This window comes from Alloscardovia sp. HMSC034E08 (genome assembly GCF_001813415.1).
Lineage (GTDB): Bacteria > Actinomycetota > Actinomycetes > Actinomycetales > Bifidobacteriaceae > Alloscardovia > Alloscardovia omnicolens.
Genome location: NZ_KV812468.1, coordinates 1,248,021 through 1,263,364 on the forward strand (window position 1 = coordinate 1,248,021; position 15,344 = coordinate 1,263,364).

A 15,344-nucleotide genomic window follows, 5' to 3' on the forward strand; every position below is an offset into this window, starting at 1 on the left:
CCCTCTATAGTAAATTGAATTGTTGAGAGCCCCCGTATAGCCTCATGCATCGTCTCACACATCTACACACGCTCATAAAATAGGAACTATGGCTGAACATTATTCCGCACTCGATTTAGCGCCCGGCGACCTCGTAGGAGGTTATACACTGCTCAACCGCCTCGACCAAGGTGGCATGGGCACTATTTGGCGCGTGCGCGATGACGGCGGCAATATTTTCGCTATGAAGGTGCTCTTAGACTCACTCAAAGAGGAAGACGAGAACGGCAATCTCAGCGATAACACAGATAAACTGACCGCTCGCGAGCGCTTCCGTCGTGAAGCTTTGGCGCTGCGACGTATCGATCATCCGGGCGTGAACCATATTGTGGACATGGAACTGGATGACGCTCTTGCATTTATTGTTACCGAGCTGATTGAGGGTAAAAACCTGCGCGACGACGTATATGAGAATGGCCGCTACACTGCTGAAGATCTCGATAATTTAGCCCGTATGCTTATTGACGCTGTAGATGCCGTACATGCAGCAGGTATTATTCACCGCGATTTGAAGCCAACTAACGTTATGATTTCCCCATCAGGCCCCGTTCTTGTGGACTTTGGCATTGCTATGGGAGAGAACGAATCTCACGTAACGCGCACAGGACTGGTTATGGGTACGCCTGGTTTTATTGCACCAGAAATTATTGAAGGCGCTGAGTCCGATGAAGCCACTGACTGGTGGAGCGTCGCCGCTGTTCTCGGTTTTGCGGCTACCGGAAAGCCCGTTTTTGGTTCGAAACCATTAATGACTGTTTTAGAGCGCGCGGCTTCAGGTAACGCTGATTTATTTGGTCTTCCGCCTTTAACCTTACATGCTATGCGCATGGCTTTGAACCCGGACCGTATGCAGCGCTGCTCTGCTCAAGAACTGCTTTCCGCTATTCATGAGGAGGCTCAAACACCAGATATTTGGGATAACGGATCGCACGATATAGCGGTGACTGAGCAGACATCAGCAGATGAAGGAGCAGGACGTACGTCTGTGGTGCCCCCTTTTTCAAGAAACTTTTCTCGCGACGATAACACGAGAAATACTGGCACAGATAAAACTGTAGCTATTGGCTCTACTCGTCTTATGCCCACAGATGCTCAAAACGCGATCCCAGAAGTTCCCGCAACACGAGTTATGGCGAGCGTGCCCATCAGCAGCATACCAGACGATAATTCCACACGTCTCTTGTGGAGCGCACCCCCTGAGCCGTTGCCGGTTTATTCTGAGCCATCAAGCAGCCAGATGCAACCAAATGCAGCGCCAGTATCAATAGCAACAACCGTTGTGTATCAGTGGGCATGGGCAAGTATTATCGTATCTCTTGCAGCTTTTTTCCCAGCTCTATCTCTGCTCGCTGTCATGCTTACAGTTATGTGGTCGTCGATACGAGGATCGCGCACTCAAGCACGGCTGAATAATCCGAACGTATCTGCGATCAGTCTCAGCTTAGCTCTTCCTTGGCATATACTTAAAGCTGCAGTAAGCGCTCTGTGGTACGGTCTGCGCGCGACTATTTTACTCGCCCTATTTAATGGTATTTTCTTAGGAATACTTAGTTTAAGCGGTTTTACTGTTGGTTTTGGGCAATGGACGTCGCTTTTCGTCATCATAAATATCTGTGCCATGAGCTTATCTTGGTTGTTCCTTCTTGCCAAGCCTGCACAGGAAACAATCCGTTTAGGTCTTAAAGCTCGCGGACGATCAAACGTTTCTGTTCAAACACGTTTTATCGAAGTATCTCTCTGGGCGCTGGCTATTATCTCTATACTTGCTCTATCGGCAACAATCAAAACGGTAACGTGGGATCCGTTGCCTAATATTCAGTATTGGATTCTTTCTACAATACCGTCTTTGGTTTAGCAAAAATTTTTAGTAATCCGTGAAAATTAGCCATTTTTTTAACCCCCTTAAGCTAAAGTTTTTTCTATGGCTAAAAACTCGGATAAGCGTGCTATCTCTCGTAAAGCACGAATGGAAGCACGCGCGGATGCTGAACGCGAAGCACAGTTAGCAGCTGAACGCGAACGTAAAATTCAAACGACCATCGGCGCTGCAGTAGTAGCAGTTATTGTTGTTATCGCTGCTGTAATTGTGTTCTTTGTGGGACGCAACATCTATAACAGCACGCGCTCCCCAGAGGAAGTAGCTGCTCAAGCATATGCAACTGTGGAAAAGGTGAAGGATAAGCCTAAGAACGCAGCAAAAAACGGCGGTTTTGTTATTTCCAAGAACGGCGTAAATAAGCCAATTGCTAATGTTCCAACCATCGATGATTATATGGATTATATTTGCCCTGCTTGCGGTACCATGCATCGTTCAGCAGGAGAAACCTTAGCTTCTTTGGTTGCTGCCGGTCAGATTAACTTAAATATTCATCCTGCTGCTTTCTTGAACGCATCCTCTACCGATCGTTATTCCACTCGTGCAGCAGCTTTCGTCACATACGTTGCTGATAACGAGCCAGACAAAGTTTTGGCTTTGAGTGAAGCTATGTTTGCGCAGAACTTCCAGCCTCAGGAAGCGTCTGGATATAAGAGCGTTTCGAATGATGCTTTGGTTAAGCTCGCAAAGTCCGTGGGCGTAAGCGATTCTGTTGCGACGGCTGCCGCGAAGGGTAAGTATGAGAAGTGGGTTGACGCTGTGAGCCGGTGGTATCCAGTTGATAGCAAGTTATGGCACAAGAGCGGCACATATAAAGGTCAGATGACCACTCCAACTATTTTGATTAACAACAATTACTGGGATTACACCACTGCTCCATCCAGTTATGCAGGCAATTACGCCAAGATGATTTTGCATAGCATTGGACTCGAGGAAGCTTCCGTGGGCAAGGCAGGCGATTTGCCAAGCATTGGCACAGGAAAGCCTGTTGCCTTGTAAAGGCTGCGAAACTTTGTGACGCTTTGTGAAACGGAGGTTGAGCAGAGGACTGAGCACGGGTTGAGTACGAGATTGAGCGAGATTACTGAACCTGCTGATTCAGTTTTCTAGTTCTAATTTATTAACTTTATTAACGGCTTGTCGATTTTATCGGCGAGCCGTTTTGTATAGTTCTAGAGTTTTGTGTATAGTGAGAGCGTTGAGTTAATCAACGCCTCTATAGCTCAGTTGGCTAGAGCAGCTGATTTGTAATCAGCAGGTCGAGGGTTCGAGTCCCCCTGGAGGCTCTTTGTCGTATCTCGCGACATAGTTCCGCTGACTGTGTCGTGAGATTTTTTGTTTTATGTGTGAAGTATGCGTTGAATTGATTTCGTTGATTCTTCTGGTCAAAATGCGTGTAAGATAGCGCAATAGATAATGCTGTTTTCGGCAAAGTGTGAAAACGTAAGCACATAAGAGTAGGTAGGAGTTGTGAACGATGAAGAATTTCGTGCCACTCATGCCGCTTTCGTTCAACAATCAGGAAAAACTGAAGCAGATGAGATTGGAATCTCAAGCAAAGATGAAGACGAACGTTCAGAAGAGGAAAATGATGACACTCCTCATGAACATTCTTCGAGAAGAAGCATCTCAGCAGAAAATGAATTAATCCAAAACTCAGAAGATATTCTTCGTGCTGTTCAGATACTCAACACTTCTGCAGTTAGTGAACAGTGGTCGGGTTTGTTGCCTAGTCCTAACGATTGGAATCAGTATCCGTCTGAAGCGCATACAAAGCAAGACCTGAGACAATATAACAGACACACAAAATGGCGTATAATCCGCACATTTTCTTTTGCCAGCATGAGTAAATTTCGATACGCGCAACCGATATGCCACGTATGAAGCCATTTTCCGCATCAAAACTGGCATAACAGGTGTGTTAATCGGTTAATTAGAATACGCAAGAGCAGCGCTTATTCGGTTTTAACAGAGCGTGCAGGTTGATGTTGCTGCTCTTTGTATGGTGAGGCCTGACGAGTGAACATGCGACATGGTTGGCAGCACCCCAGTTTAAGTTGAGCACATGAATTGGGATAACCATAGCCATTCACTTTTCACGTCCCAGACCACGCGCAAACCAAAAATACTGAACATGCTGCACATCATTGATGCGCCCGAATCGCAAAAGAACACACGTCCACTCACCGATGCATCTCTTTCTACTTAAAATCACTTAATTCTCCCCTTACACGCGCACTTGTACTTAAGCGTTTAAGTTGTTAGCGTTATTGCCATGATATGACTTCTCATTGCCGAGAAGTCATATCATCTCAGAAAATACCCACAACCTAAGGAATGTATGAAAAAGTCAAGATTATCCTTGCTCTGCCTACCGGTAGTAGCCTCTCTTGTGTGCAGTAGCCTCGTATCAGCCGCTGTAGCAGCTGATTCTGCGGCACAAGACACCCCATATAATTCATCAACCGTGAATATAAGCGATCCACAAGCTACTGCAGAGACGCGAGCACTTTTCGCTGCTTTGCGAGATACATCAAGTAAAGATATCCGCTTTGGGCACCAGCAAACAACCGAATTGTCTATTACCGGCGCTAAAAAATGGTCAACGACATAAAGTTTGCGGACGCGCAAGGAGGCATTATTACCCTCTCCGTTCACTGGAATAACCCTGTTACCGGAAAGGACTTTTCCGACACCACTGAAGCAGTTTCGCACATTTTGCCTGGCGGAAGCCATAGCGCTGTCTTCAACCGCATGTTGGATGCTGTAGCTCGCGTCGCTCAAGACGCAAAACGCTCTGATGGCACCCCTATTCCTATTATTTTCCGACCTCTCCACGAAAATCTTGGCGCATGGTTCTGGTGGGGAGCAACGCATGCTTCCACAGCCGAATTTAAAGAGCTATTCCGCTATATCGTAAATTATTTGCGTGATATTAAAGGTATACATAATCATCTGTATGCTTACCCACCTAGTGGAACATTTAATAAAGATACTACTGATTATATGGCTAGTTATCCGGGCGATGATTGGGTAGATGTTTTTGGTTTAGATGATTATGCCGATAATATCCCTGATTGGATTCCTAGGGTCATTCGTGATTTAGGCGTTTTAGAAAAGGTCGCTGAAAAGCACGGAAAGATTACTGCTTTTACTGAGTTCGGACGAAAAGATATACCAAAATCCAGTAAAGATTATGGGCATTATGATTTTTATAGCAAACTTCGTGAGGCGCTGGCAAAAGACACCTCTCATATCGCTTATATGATAACGTGAGCTAACTGGGGCGGCTCTAGCTCGAATTTCCAGTCCTATACTCCTTGGCATGGTTCAGACGGTGAAGCAGAGTTCAAAGAATTTGCTCAAAGCAATTCAGCAGCAATGGCTTCAGCAAAGAATGTTGATTTCTCACGCACATATTCGGTCAATCAAGGTAACCAAACAGTCCGCGTTGTTACTCCTGCAGATGGCACGCGCTTAACAAACTCTCAAACTGTTATCCGCGTTAAAACCGAAAATATTGACTCGTCACTAATCAATCTTAAGTCTGCAGCTGTTATTGTTAGCAAAGATGACATCAATGATATACGTCTTCCGCTCACTTACACATGTAACGGATATTTCCAAGCTACACTCAACCTCGACGATTACGGAATTTCTCTTGATCAGTCTCGCTTAAATATTACGCCTGAACTCACATACACAAACAGCAAGACTATTCCTGACATTGCGGACGCTTCAGGAAATACAGCAGGAACAATTCACGTGATTGCAGGTGCAAAACCTACTGATCCAGTTGATGTTGTTGACACTTTTAATTCATACGATTCAGTAGCCGATTTACGAAATCGTATACTCGCCTAATCACACATCGCGCAACAATATTGACCTCGTAGATGCCCCGCAGGGAGGCGAGAACAAAGCCTTAAGCCTGCACTACGACTTCAACGCAAGCCCAGATTATAACGGCTATGCGCACTCCTTCTCCCCTCGTCGCAACTGGTCAGGATATTCTGCCATGTCTATGTTCCTGCAATCAGACGGATCTGACCAAAAGTTCGTAGTACAGATTAATGCTGGCGGAGTTACTTTTGAAGCTTATCCATCCCTCAAAGCGAAGGAATCAAAAACTCTTAACCTCGCATTTGATGATTTCGCTCCATCTTCGTGGGATACAGCAAATGCAGGACGCAAGCTTACCCCAGAATTACTCAGCTCTGTGGGGTCCTTCACACTGTACGTGAACGACAACGGAGAAACTTTACCTCGTAGCGGCACATTACCGATTGATTCTGTGAAGCTAACCGGCGAGCGCGAGCCTTATACTCCTGAAGAATCCACAGAAGAAAATGAAGAAGTGAAGCCATTACTTCTGGATGATTTCAGCTCGTACAGCGATACCGATGCATTGCGTTCGGCATGGGGTAATCGTCAGCACACTGAAGTTCTCAACCTAGTTGAGGGTGAAAAAGAAGGCGAAAAAGCACTGGAATTCGCTTATGACTTCAGCAAGGACGGCTGGTACGATGCGGCACGCTATATTGGAGATAACAAAGAGCTAAATAATTGGCGCGGACAAGGAACGCTTCATGCAAAGGTGCGAGGAGACAATTCAGGCAATGCAATTGGCTTACAGATTGGCACCTCGACCGGAGTATACTTCCATACCGATATTAAATTTGATTTTGAAGGCTGGAAGACCATCGATATCCCGTTATTAAATAATCCTGCTCTTGTTCAGTCATGACCAGATGATGCCAATAAGGATAAAACAATGACCTCCGATGATTTGAAAACCATTAAGGAAATAGTTGTTGCTTCTAGCCAGCAGAATTCTGAAAACTCAAGTATCGCATTTGGTCTTGGAGAGCTATCTCTTATTCCTTCTGAGAAAGCTGAAGAAAGTTCCCCTGCACCGACAGCTGAAACTCCAGCAGAGGAGACCACGCCTGTATCTACAGAAGGTGAAGATGCCACTCGTCAAGGTGCACAGACCTGTCCTATTGTGGAGAAGAATGATGAGAATACCTCATCACCTTCAGACAACGAGAAGCCTGACACAAATGAGCAAAAGAATGGTGTCAAGAAACCTGCACAGCCTGGCAAGCAGGTAGCCGACCGCAAGGCAGACAGTTCGGTTAAAGCTCTTGCTCACGCTGGTGTGAATATTATGACGCTGATTATAGCTGCGTGTGCTCTAGCTATTGCATCACTTGGTATATATGCTATGCGTAAGAAAACAAAATAATCAATGTTTCACGTGAAACATTGAGATAAATAGAAAGTTTCCTTCAGCTTCATTAATGCTGAAGGAAACTTTTTTATTGGAATTTATATCAAGGAATCGCTACATCCATCGCATCAGTTTTCCATTACAAAACACCACTATAGGAAAATAAACGATATAAAAATTACCATTCCTACCAATAAGACAACAATCAATTCGTAACAGACAGAGCGGTACTATGCACAGTTGTTCAATGACATAAAATGAATTTGATAGAAGAATGACTACCTCATGCACCACTCAGATAAAAATATCATGATTAACAAACTAAAAAACTCACTTATTTCTCCTGTTTTACCCGCGTTCTCGCTGGTCACCTTGTATCTATTACAGGAAGTAACGCAACCGCAATCGTCATCCCATTAATTGCAGTAATCACATTACATTGTTCATCTTTTGAGGTGTGAATTCTCACTGCTGCTGAATCAGTAGCAGCAGCTATTTTCGGCATTCAAATTGGAACTTTATGCGATAGAATCGGTCCGGATAAAACTATGCTTGCTTCCAATCTCATTGGAGCTGTATCCACCGCAGTTCTTTTCGCACTACTCTATTTCCATTTTATTTCTTTTATCTCTTTAATACTGCTCATGCTCATTATTGGAATTGTGACTCTTGGGTTTGATATTTCCCGAACAGGATACACTGTTGCTCTTGTTCCCAAAAATCGCATTCCTCATGCTAATTCTCTCATTGAAGGTGCCAATGCTGTTGGTGAAGGCACGGACCGAGTATTGGCGGTGGGATTTTCCATGTTGCAGGAGCAGCCTTTTCTCTCTTATTTGACTTCGTATCATATATTGTCAGTTCATTACTTGTTTTTATTAATATTTGGTCTAAGAAAGAATCAGGACTATATGAACAGATTATAGAGGAGGAGCAAACAGATACTTCTTCAGACAGTGACTATAGAAATGGTTTTTCCTATGTCTTTTCTCATGGTGTTATTCGATCTATAGCATTATCAGCAGGACAGTTTAATTTCTTCACTTCGGCTTTCTTTGCAGTTTATTACGTCTTTACTATTCATAATCTTCATATGAACGCCACTGAAGTTGGTTTAGCAGCTACTTTCAGCGGTATCGCTGGAATTGTAAGTGCAGCAGCAACAGGAAAAATTATCTTTCATCTCCCATCAGAGCCTCTGTATATCTACTCGCTTGCTCTTCCCTCGATTGCCGCTATGTTCGTACCACTATCATCGCTCTTTACTGCGCAACACTTCATTGTTCTTATTTCTGTTTGTTTCTCTCAATTCCTGTGGAGTTTTGCTGTAACTGTCAGCATTATTCTGGGAGAATCAATTAAGCAAGTGATTACACCAGAAAATATTCTTGGACAAGTAAGTTCCGCAGAACGCATGATTGCGTTAATTGCTGAGCCTATTAGAGCAATTGCAGGCGGATTTTGCGCAACCATCATCGGCGAAACACATACTCTTTACATTACTGTACTAGGACTTGGATCTTATATCCTATGGACGTTAGGAAAAACAGGGATTCTTTCGTTTAAGAAACCGAAGGAATGGTAATACAAACTAAAGGGGTATGTTTCACGTGAAACATACCCCCCTCAAGCCCTTACTTCGACCATGCTAGCCAAATGGCAGCAGCAATAAAAATCAATCCTAAGCCAACTAACCATAGTACTTTCGGATTATTCTTCGCACGCAGTGCTCCCACAATAAGCAGAACAACTCCTACTAGAGCAAATAAAATCATAATAACGAAGCCCATAGCTTCACCTTTTTTCTGAACGAATTGCACTCGAATGTAGTTATTCACCTCAGTTACATGCGGTTACACGAACAACCAAAGATATGAAGTAAAACATGGTGGAGTCTTCTCAAGAGGCCATCACGCATTAGGTCATATAGTTACTAACTAGTGCTGTTACCCTCTTCTTTCCTTCTCTTCGGAATTCCAAATGTGCGGTGTAGCACTGTTGAGGAACACTGTCGCACCACGAAACGCCAGTTTTAACAACATAATGTGATGTAGAGCACATTACGCGATGCAAGTCGTGAGTTCATTAATACACTGCCCGCAGAAAACGTGACTACTTCACACGGCTTCCCATCACTCAAAAATGTTGTATTTACAGGCTTTAAGCACTGTCGTAAGAAATCAATTACTTTACTCAATGGCATGTCTTTTAGCTATGCACACACATCCATACTTACTGTGATGTTTTTCATATTTTCAATTATTATTGGTTTTTCTTTAACTCATCCCACAGATTTTTCTCGCAAACCTCACCCTTCAACACCCTCGCACGTTTCACGTGAAACATTCAATTACATGACGAGCAATTTCAATTCAAGTTCTCTGCCCAAGGCATAGATCGCAGTACCAAATATGAATTTCTCGTCAACTTCTTTACGCTTATCTTCCAGCAAATACGTATATCTACTATGGTTGTAAACATTAGATTTGCGAGATAATACAGAGAAACAAGGGGAAAGATGGCACTTCGTTGGACTCCCAAACGTTTTATTACACGTAGACGTTGGCGCATTGCCATCACCTCAAGTGTGTGTGCCGCTATCTGCATCAGCTCTTTCTTTATTGGCACGTATAAATCCGTAGCTCTAACTGTTAACGGCAAAACAACGCATGTGAATACCCTCGCTTTAACCGTTGACGGTTTACTTTCTCAGGAAAACGTTAAAGTTAAAACACATGATTTTGTAAAATCAACTTCCGGAGAGCGTTTAATAGATAATGCGCATGTTCAGGTGCGTAGCGCTTACGAAGTTACTGTTATGATTGACGGTCAGCCGGTCGGTTTCTGGACGTACGCAAAAAGTGCGGACGAGCTGCTCAGACTTTTTAAGCAGAACGAAAAAAATGCCGTAAAAGTAACTGTTTCTATCTCAAATATTTATAACAAACTGACTGGTGGGTTAATTATTAACGCCCAAGGAACAGTTAAAGTTATTGCTGATGGTCACACAAGCGATGCCGTAGACGGAAAAGTTCCTGCTGCTGCTATTTTAGATGCTCAAGGTATTTCTGTAGGTCAGCATGACCGCGTTTCTGTTGAACAAGATGGTAACGATACGATTTTGCGCGTTGTGCGAGTTACGTATTCAGATTCTACTCGTGAAGTTGAGATTCCTTTTACCACGCGAACAGTAAAAGATGATTCTTTAGAAGAAGGTAAGCAGGAATTTGTTCAGCAGGGCATAAATGGTAAGAAAACCCAAAACCTGCATAACACTTTGGCTGATGGTCAGGTTGAATCTAGTGAAGTTACGAGTGAAGCCGTAACCCAAGAGCCTCAAGAAGAAATTATTCATGTAGGTGCAAAAAAGAAGGAAGAGCCTAAAGCTGAGAGCAATACTCAGAATAATCAGCAAAATTCAGATCAATCTTCCTCAGCTAATCAAAATAAAACTGATCAAAACAAAGCTGATCAAGATAAAGCCAAGCAAGAAGAAGCTGCTCGTCAGGCTGCAGCGGCAGCAGCAGCTCAAGAAGCTGCACGTAAAGCTGCCGAAGCTGAAGCTCAGCGCAAGGCTCAGGAACAAGCAGCACAACAGCAAGCACAGCAACAGGCTCAACAACAAGCTCAAAGCGGTTTATGGCATCCAACCCCTGCCCAAGCCCAGGCCTATGCTCAAGCTGCAGCCGCTCAATACGGCTGGACAGGCGATAATTGGAATGCTTTAGTATGGCTGTGGAACCGCGAATCAGGATGGCGATGGAATGCAGAAAATCGTTCTTCTGGAGCATATGGCATTCCTCAGTCTCTTCCTGGCAACAAAATGGCTACATATGGCGCAAACTGGCGTGACGATGCAGCAATTCAAATTAATTGGGGTCTGAACTATATTGCTAAGCGATACGGCAGTCCATTAGGTGCCCAGCAGCATAGCTATAAAACAGGATGGTATTAAAATCAAGATTATGAATGAAACAACAGGATTATTAGGTGCCTCCGATATTCGCGCCATAGCTGCTGAAGCCGGTATTTCGCCAACAAAAAAGTTCGGTCAAAACTTTGTGATTGATCCGGGTACTGTGCGCAAAATTGTACGCACAGCAGGCGTAACTGCGGATTCAAAAGTTCTGGAGGTTGGTCCTGGTTTAGGGTCTCTCACCTTGGGTTTACTCGAAACAGGAGCTCATGTTACGGCTATTGAGATTGACACTCCTGTGGCTGAACGTTTACCTCATACCGTCGCTACATATATGCCTGCCGCTTCTGAGCGTTTGCGCGTTATTGAGATGGATGCGCTCAAAGCTACTCCAGACAATACAGCTATAGATCTGAGCACTCCTCTTACTCTTGTTGCCAATCTTCCATATAACGTAGCTACTCCAATTATTCTTACTCTACTTGAGCGCTTTACCAATATTGAGTCTTTTGTGGTTATGGTTCAAAAAGAAGTTGCAGACCGCCTGTGTGCTCAACCGGGAAACAAGGTCTACGGCGTGCCTAGCGTAAAACTTGCATGGTACGGTTTGTCAAGTCCTGCCGGAGTTATTGGTCGCAATGTGTTTTGGCCAGCTCCTCATGTTGACTCTGCTCTCGTAGAATTCCATCGTTATGATGATTCCCACAGCACGGAAAGTCCTCGAGACCCTGAGTTACGCGGCGATGTTTTTAATCTGATTGATGCTGCTTTTAGTCAGCGTCGTAAAACTTTACGCGCTGTATTGAAGAAAACTGTATCTGATGAAGCTTTCGAATCTGCACAGATTGATTCAACTCGTCGAGGAGAAACCTTAACTATTGATGATTTTATCCGCTTAGCCAGTGCATCTCGAATGTTTCACGTGAAACATTCCTAATTCCACATGCATAGAGGTTTTAGGCTCGGTGTGCGTATAGAATAGCTGGAGAGTAGACGGAGGAAAAATGGCCGACAGCACGATTAATACCGAACGCGAACAGCGCAAGCTTTATCTTCGCGCACGTCAGCGTATGATTTTAAGTGCAACAATTGGTTTCTTAGTTGTTGTTCTTATCATTTCCTTAATTGGAGCTTTTGGCTCTTTCTCATCTTCAAAAAAGAAGACAACAACAGCAGCAACAAACTTTGGTGTAGTTACTGCATGTGCTGTTAAAGATTCTGTCACTATGAATCCGTCAGAAATAACAGTGCGCGTGCTCAACGGCACCAATAAAACTGGTTTGGCTACTGCTGTAAGTGAGGAACTTCATAACCGCGGTTTCAATTTGCAAGGTGTGGGTGATTTTGATTCCTCTAGTGTGCTAGAACGCACTGAAATTCGTTTTGGCAAAAACTCTATTACTCAGGCATATACGCTTGCTACCAACTTCAATGATGCTATTTTGCGCATGGATAATCGCGAAGATAATCTTATTGATGTTATTGTGGGATCTTCTTTCGATGATTTGATTGATACGAAAAAGGTACCTAAAGCAGGCTCTAAGATTGAATCCTTAACGAACTGTGAGGGTGCTGCACAGCTCAAAGATGTGCCTCAAGCTCAGGAACATCAAGCTGCATAAATACGGTGAAGGGGATTTGTTTACACAAATCCCCTTCTTTTTATTTATTGTCTGCGTACCAGCGTTGAAGCTCTTCAACAGCTACATCATAATCAACTGGACCATTATCTAAACGGTAATCAAGCATATGCTTATATGCCTTCCCTACTTCTGGTCCAGGAGTTAATCCCAAAATGCGCATAATATCGTCACCGTTAAGATCCGGACGGATAGCTTCAAAGTCCTCTTTTTTCTTCAGCTCAATCACACGCTCTTCAAGCTCGTCCATGGCATGAGCAAACATTTTTTCTTTTGCTTTATTTTGCGTGGTTGCATCAGCACGTGTAAGACGATTCAAACGATGATATAAATGTCCTGCATCTTTTACGTAGCGACGCACAGCAGCATCAGTCCATGGCTCATCTACATATCCATGGAAACGCAAATGTAACTGCACTAAAGCGCTCACATCAGCAATAAGATGATTGTCAAAATGCAAAGCGCGCATACGCTTCTTTGTCATTTTCGCTCCCACCACATCGTGATGCATAAAACTTACTTTGCCGTTCGGTTCAAACTTGCGCGTGCGAGGCTTACCCACATCATGCATCAAAGCAGCCAAACGCAAAGTTAAATCAGGAGCAGGAACAGGTCCTTCCTCATCAGTTTCTAAAGCTATTGCTCTATCCAGCACTTGCAAGGTGTGATCATACACATCTTTATGACGGTGATGCTCATCTATTTCCAGCTCTAAATCAGGTAATTCAGGAAGAACAAAATCAGCCAAACCTGAATCGACCAAAGCCTCTAAACCAGCACGAGGATTATCGGATAACAGTAATTTGCATAACTCATCGCGCACACGTTCTGCAGATACAATCTCTATACGAGGAGCCATATCTGCCAAAGCTTCTGCAGTATCTAATCCAATACGGAAGCCCAGCTGCGCCACAAAACGCACGGCACGCATCATGCGCAAAGGATCATCATCAAAAGACTGTTCAGGTTCAACAGGCGTACGCAAAATTTTTCGGTCTAAATCGCGGCGACCATCAAAAGGATCCACAAATTCGAGGTGCGGCACACGAATAGCCATGGCATTAACCGTAAAATCTCGACGCGATAAATCGCCTTCTAACGTTTTACCGTAACTGACTGAAGGTTTACGCGAATCGCTCTCATACTCATCGCTGCGATACGTGGTTACTTCAACACTATATTCCTGACCGTCCGCGGTCCTCTTTACAGCTCCTAAAGTACCAAATTTACGACCCATATCCCAAAAACCATCGCCCCACTTTTTGAGCAAGGGCTCCATCTGTTCGGGCAGAGCCGATGTGCAGAAGTCTAAATCATGTGCAGGGCGGTTAAGTAACAAATCTCGTACTGGTCCGCCAACCAAAGCCAATTCGAAGCCGTGCGATTCAAACAGTTCGCCCAATTCAATTGCAATAGGTGAAACACTCAGATCCACGACTATCCTTTCTACCTCATATATAGTGTTAGGCTGTAAACTTTCGGCGTTTCGCGAAAAAATCCGCGAAGTGGCACGCAATTACACGCCTGACATAGATTTTAGCGCACCGTAACCATAATCATTACTCATCATGCACACGGTGGCAAGTAGACTGGTAGATATGATTACCCCGGCAGATGTGAATCGCATGAGACAGCGCGCCCGCGCTGCTATTGAGTCTGCCCAAAAATTAGCACGTTCTGATGCTCAAAACAAGAGCTCACGCGATCAATCTTCGTCTGAGAATGGTGGAAATAATTCTGCGCATATTGAGATTGCTTTTTCCTCGCATTACTCCAGCGGATATTTTATGGAAGATGAGGAATACCGCGCAGAATACGATCTTGAACTCAATACCGGCACTACTATCTCGCGCTTTACGAGCATATCAAGTTCAATTGTTCCGCTGTACAGCACGTCATCTCAGATACCATCGCCACACGTAGTGCATAGCAAGAGCGATGAGGGAAACAAGGATAGCGAGACTAACGATAGAAACGATAGAAACAATCAAAACGATCGAAACACGCTGAACAATCCCGCTACAGCTGAACGTGATTTCAGCGAGTTCGGCACAGCGCTCAGAGGTAACGCATCCGTTAAGCAGGCTTTAGAAAAGCTATCTGAAGAACTACAGTTAAGAACTCACAACGTGCCTACTCCGGCAATTATGGCAAAACGTCGTAAGGATGCACCAACAAGTTTCGCTTCCCTAGATAACCGTGACTTGCCTGTGGTGCGTGAATATTCTGCTGGCGGTTTAGTATTTGACGAGCATGACCGCGTAGCAATTATTGCGCGTCATTCCCGCTCAGGACATCTTGAATGGTGCTTACCTAAGGGACATATTGAGAAGGGCGAAACGCCTGACCAGACCGCTGTGCGTGAAATTCATGAAGAAACCGGTATTTTGGGCGAAGTAACCGATTCCATCGCCACAATTGACTACTGGTTTACTGGTGATTCGCAGCGTATTCATAAATTAGTGCATCATTATGCATTGCGCATGGTGGGAGGATACCTCACTGTTGAAGGCGATCCAGATCACGAAGCAGAAGACGCTACATGGGTTAAGTTTGACGATTTGACGGATGTTTTGAGCTATCCGAATGAACGCCGTATTGTGTGGCTATACGCCAAAAAACATAGGAAAGAATCCTAAT

The 15,344-nt window shown here is 44.2% G+C and carries 15 protein-coding genes, 1 tRNA gene and 1 pseudogene; 15 read left to right on the forward strand and 2 right to left on the reverse strand.

Going from position 1 to position 15,344, the window contains the following annotated elements:
* Positions 1–88: 88 nt before the first annotated feature.
* The 11 genes and pseudogenes from HMPREF2909_RS08905 to HMPREF2909_RS06995 all read left to right on the forward strand — a co-directional run bounded on the left by HMPREF2909_RS08905 (position 89) and on the right by HMPREF2909_RS06995 (position 8,733).
* Positions 89–1,894, forward strand: coding sequence for a serine/threonine-protein kinase (locus HMPREF2909_RS08905; RefSeq protein ID WP_084797305.1), 1,806 nt, complete (start codon positions 89–91; stop codon positions 1,892–1,894).
* A 66-nt stretch (positions 1,895–1,960) separates the two neighbouring features.
* Positions 1,961–2,914 carry a DsbA family protein gene (locus HMPREF2909_RS06955; protein ID WP_071415712.1) on the forward strand — a complete coding sequence of 318 codons (954 nt, stop codon included), beginning with the start codon at positions 1,961–1,963 and terminating at the stop codon, positions 2,912–2,914.
* A gap of 213 nt (positions 2,915–3,127) precedes the next feature.
* Positions 3,128–3,201, forward strand: a tRNA-Thr gene (locus HMPREF2909_RS06960).
* A 184-nt stretch (positions 3,202–3,385) separates the two neighbouring features.
* Positions 3,386–3,799, forward strand: a complete 414-nt coding sequence (locus HMPREF2909_RS09065; protein WP_148130820.1) for a hypothetical protein — start codon at positions 3,386–3,388, stop codon at positions 3,797–3,799.
* Between the two features lie 457 nt (positions 3,800–4,256).
* On the forward strand, positions 4,257–4,529 hold the full coding sequence (locus tag HMPREF2909_RS06965; RefSeq protein ID WP_071415713.1) for a hypothetical protein: 273 nt from the start codon (positions 4,257–4,259) through the stop codon (positions 4,527–4,529).
* Positions 4,514–5,191: a glycoside hydrolase family 26 protein gene (locus HMPREF2909_RS06970; protein WP_071415714.1), complete on the forward strand. Its 678-nt coding sequence runs from the start codon at positions 4,514–4,516 to the stop codon at positions 5,189–5,191. The genes HMPREF2909_RS06965 and HMPREF2909_RS06970 overlap by 16 nt, the downstream gene beginning before the upstream one ends.
* 105 nt (positions 5,192–5,296) lie before the next feature.
* Entirely contained in the window at positions 5,297–5,779 is a 483-nt protein-coding gene (locus tag HMPREF2909_RS06975) for a hypothetical protein (RefSeq protein WP_071415715.1), read from the forward strand.
* Between the two features lie 154 nt (positions 5,780–5,933).
* Positions 5,934–6,662, forward strand: a complete 729-nt coding sequence (locus HMPREF2909_RS09525; protein ID WP_071415716.1) for a carbohydrate binding domain-containing protein — start codon at positions 5,934–5,936, stop codon at positions 6,660–6,662.
* Between the two features lie 27 nt (positions 6,663–6,689).
* A complete protein-coding gene (locus HMPREF2909_RS06985) occupies positions 6,690–7,163 on the forward strand; it encodes a hypothetical protein (RefSeq protein WP_071415717.1) in 474 nt (157 codons plus the stop codon).
* Between the two features lie 446 nt (positions 7,164–7,609).
* Positions 7,610–7,912: pseudogene (locus tag HMPREF2909_RS09530) on the forward strand (MFS transporter); the annotation flags it as partial.
* A 35-nt stretch (positions 7,913–7,947) separates the two neighbouring features.
* Positions 7,948–8,733: an MFS transporter gene (locus tag HMPREF2909_RS06995; RefSeq protein ID WP_246815558.1), complete on the forward strand. Its 786-nt coding sequence runs from the start codon at positions 7,948–7,950 to the stop codon at positions 8,731–8,733.
* A gap of 49 nt (positions 8,734–8,782) precedes the next feature.
* Here the strand turns inward: HMPREF2909_RS06995 and HMPREF2909_RS09215 are convergent, their stop codons facing one another.
* Positions 8,783–8,938, reverse strand: coding sequence for a hypothetical protein (locus HMPREF2909_RS09215; RefSeq protein ID WP_168165275.1), 156 nt, complete (start codon positions 8,936–8,938; stop codon positions 8,783–8,785).
* Positions 8,939–9,666: 728 nt separating this feature from the next.
* Between HMPREF2909_RS09215 and HMPREF2909_RS07000 the strand changes: the two genes are divergently transcribed.
* The 3 genes from HMPREF2909_RS07000 (at position 9,667) to HMPREF2909_RS07010 (ending at position 12,686) form a co-directional block, all read left to right on the forward strand.
* Positions 9,667–11,103 (forward strand): aggregation-promoting factor C-terminal-like domain-containing protein, encoded by a 1,437-nt coding sequence (locus tag HMPREF2909_RS07000; RefSeq protein WP_071415719.1) that lies wholly within the window; start codon positions 9,667–9,669, stop codon positions 11,101–11,103.
* 10 nt (positions 11,104–11,113) lie between these two features.
* Entirely contained in the window at positions 11,114–12,001 is an 888-nt protein-coding gene (rsmA, locus tag HMPREF2909_RS07005; RefSeq protein WP_071415720.1) for a 16S rRNA (adenine(1518)-N(6)/adenine(1519)-N(6))-dimethyltransferase RsmA, read from the forward strand.
* 67 nt (positions 12,002–12,068) lie between these two features.
* Complete coding sequence (locus tag HMPREF2909_RS07010; RefSeq protein WP_071415721.1) at positions 12,069–12,686, forward strand: LytR C-terminal domain-containing protein; 618 nt, start codon at positions 12,069–12,071, stop codon at positions 12,684–12,686.
* 40 nt (positions 12,687–12,726) lie between these two features.
* On the opposite strand, the gene HMPREF2909_RS07015 is transcribed toward HMPREF2909_RS07010, so the two are convergent.
* The gene (locus HMPREF2909_RS07015; RefSeq protein ID WP_021617375.1) at positions 12,727–14,139 is read right to left on the reverse strand and encodes a CCA tRNA nucleotidyltransferase; all 1,413 of its coding nucleotides are present in this window, start codon (positions 14,137–14,139) and stop codon (positions 12,727–12,729) included.
* A gap of 190 nt (positions 14,140–14,329) precedes the next feature.
* Here HMPREF2909_RS07015 and HMPREF2909_RS09535 point away from each other — a divergent pair, with 190 nt between their 5' ends.
* Complete coding sequence (locus HMPREF2909_RS09535; protein ID WP_373604539.1) at positions 14,330–15,343, forward strand: NUDIX hydrolase; 1,014 nt, start codon at positions 14,330–14,332, stop codon at positions 15,341–15,343.
* Position 15,344 lies beyond the last annotated feature (1 nt).

Excerpts from the sequence above, each read along its gene's own strand:
- HMPREF2909_RS07000 (WP_071415719.1), top strand. The coding sequence starts at position 9,667 with ATGGCACTTCGTTGGACTCCCAAACGTTTTATTACACGTAGACGTTGG.
- HMPREF2909_RS06985 (WP_071415717.1), top strand. The coding sequence starts at position 6,690 with ATGACCTCCGATGATTTGAAAACCATTAAGGAAATAGTTGTTGCTTCT.
- HMPREF2909_RS07010 (WP_071415721.1), top strand. The coding sequence starts at position 12,069 with ATGGCCGACAGCACGATTAATACCGAACGCGAACAGCGCAAGCTTTAT.
- HMPREF2909_RS09525 (WP_071415716.1), top strand. The coding sequence starts at position 5,934 with ATGTCTATGTTCCTGCAATCAGACGGATCTGACCAAAAGTTCGTAGTA.
- HMPREF2909_RS06975 (WP_071415715.1), top strand. The coding sequence starts at position 5,297 with ATGGCTTCAGCAAAGAATGTTGATTTCTCACGCACATATTCGGTCAAT.
- HMPREF2909_RS06955 (WP_071415712.1), top strand. The coding sequence starts at position 1,961 with ATGGCTAAAAACTCGGATAAGCGTGCTATCTCTCGTAAAGCACGAATG.
- HMPREF2909_RS09535 (WP_373604539.1), top strand. The coding sequence starts at position 14,330 with ATGAGACAGCGCGCCCGCGCTGCTATTGAGTCTGCCCAAAAATTAGCA.
- HMPREF2909_RS06965 (WP_071415713.1), top strand. The coding sequence starts at position 4,257 with ATGAAAAAGTCAAGATTATCCTTGCTCTGCCTACCGGTAGTAGCCTCT.
- rsmA (WP_071415720.1), top strand. The coding sequence starts at position 11,114 with ATGAATGAAACAACAGGATTATTAGGTGCCTCCGATATTCGCGCCATA.
- HMPREF2909_RS08905 (WP_084797305.1), top strand. The coding sequence starts at position 89 with ATGGCTGAACATTATTCCGCACTCGATTTAGCGCCCGGCGACCTCGTA.
- HMPREF2909_RS06970 (WP_071415714.1), top strand. The coding sequence starts at position 4,514 with ATGGTCAACGACATAAAGTTTGCGGACGCGCAAGGAGGCATTATTACC.
- HMPREF2909_RS09215 (WP_168165275.1), bottom strand. The coding sequence starts at position 8,938 with ATGGGCTTCGTTATTATGATTTTATTTGCTCTAGTAGGAGTTGTTCTG.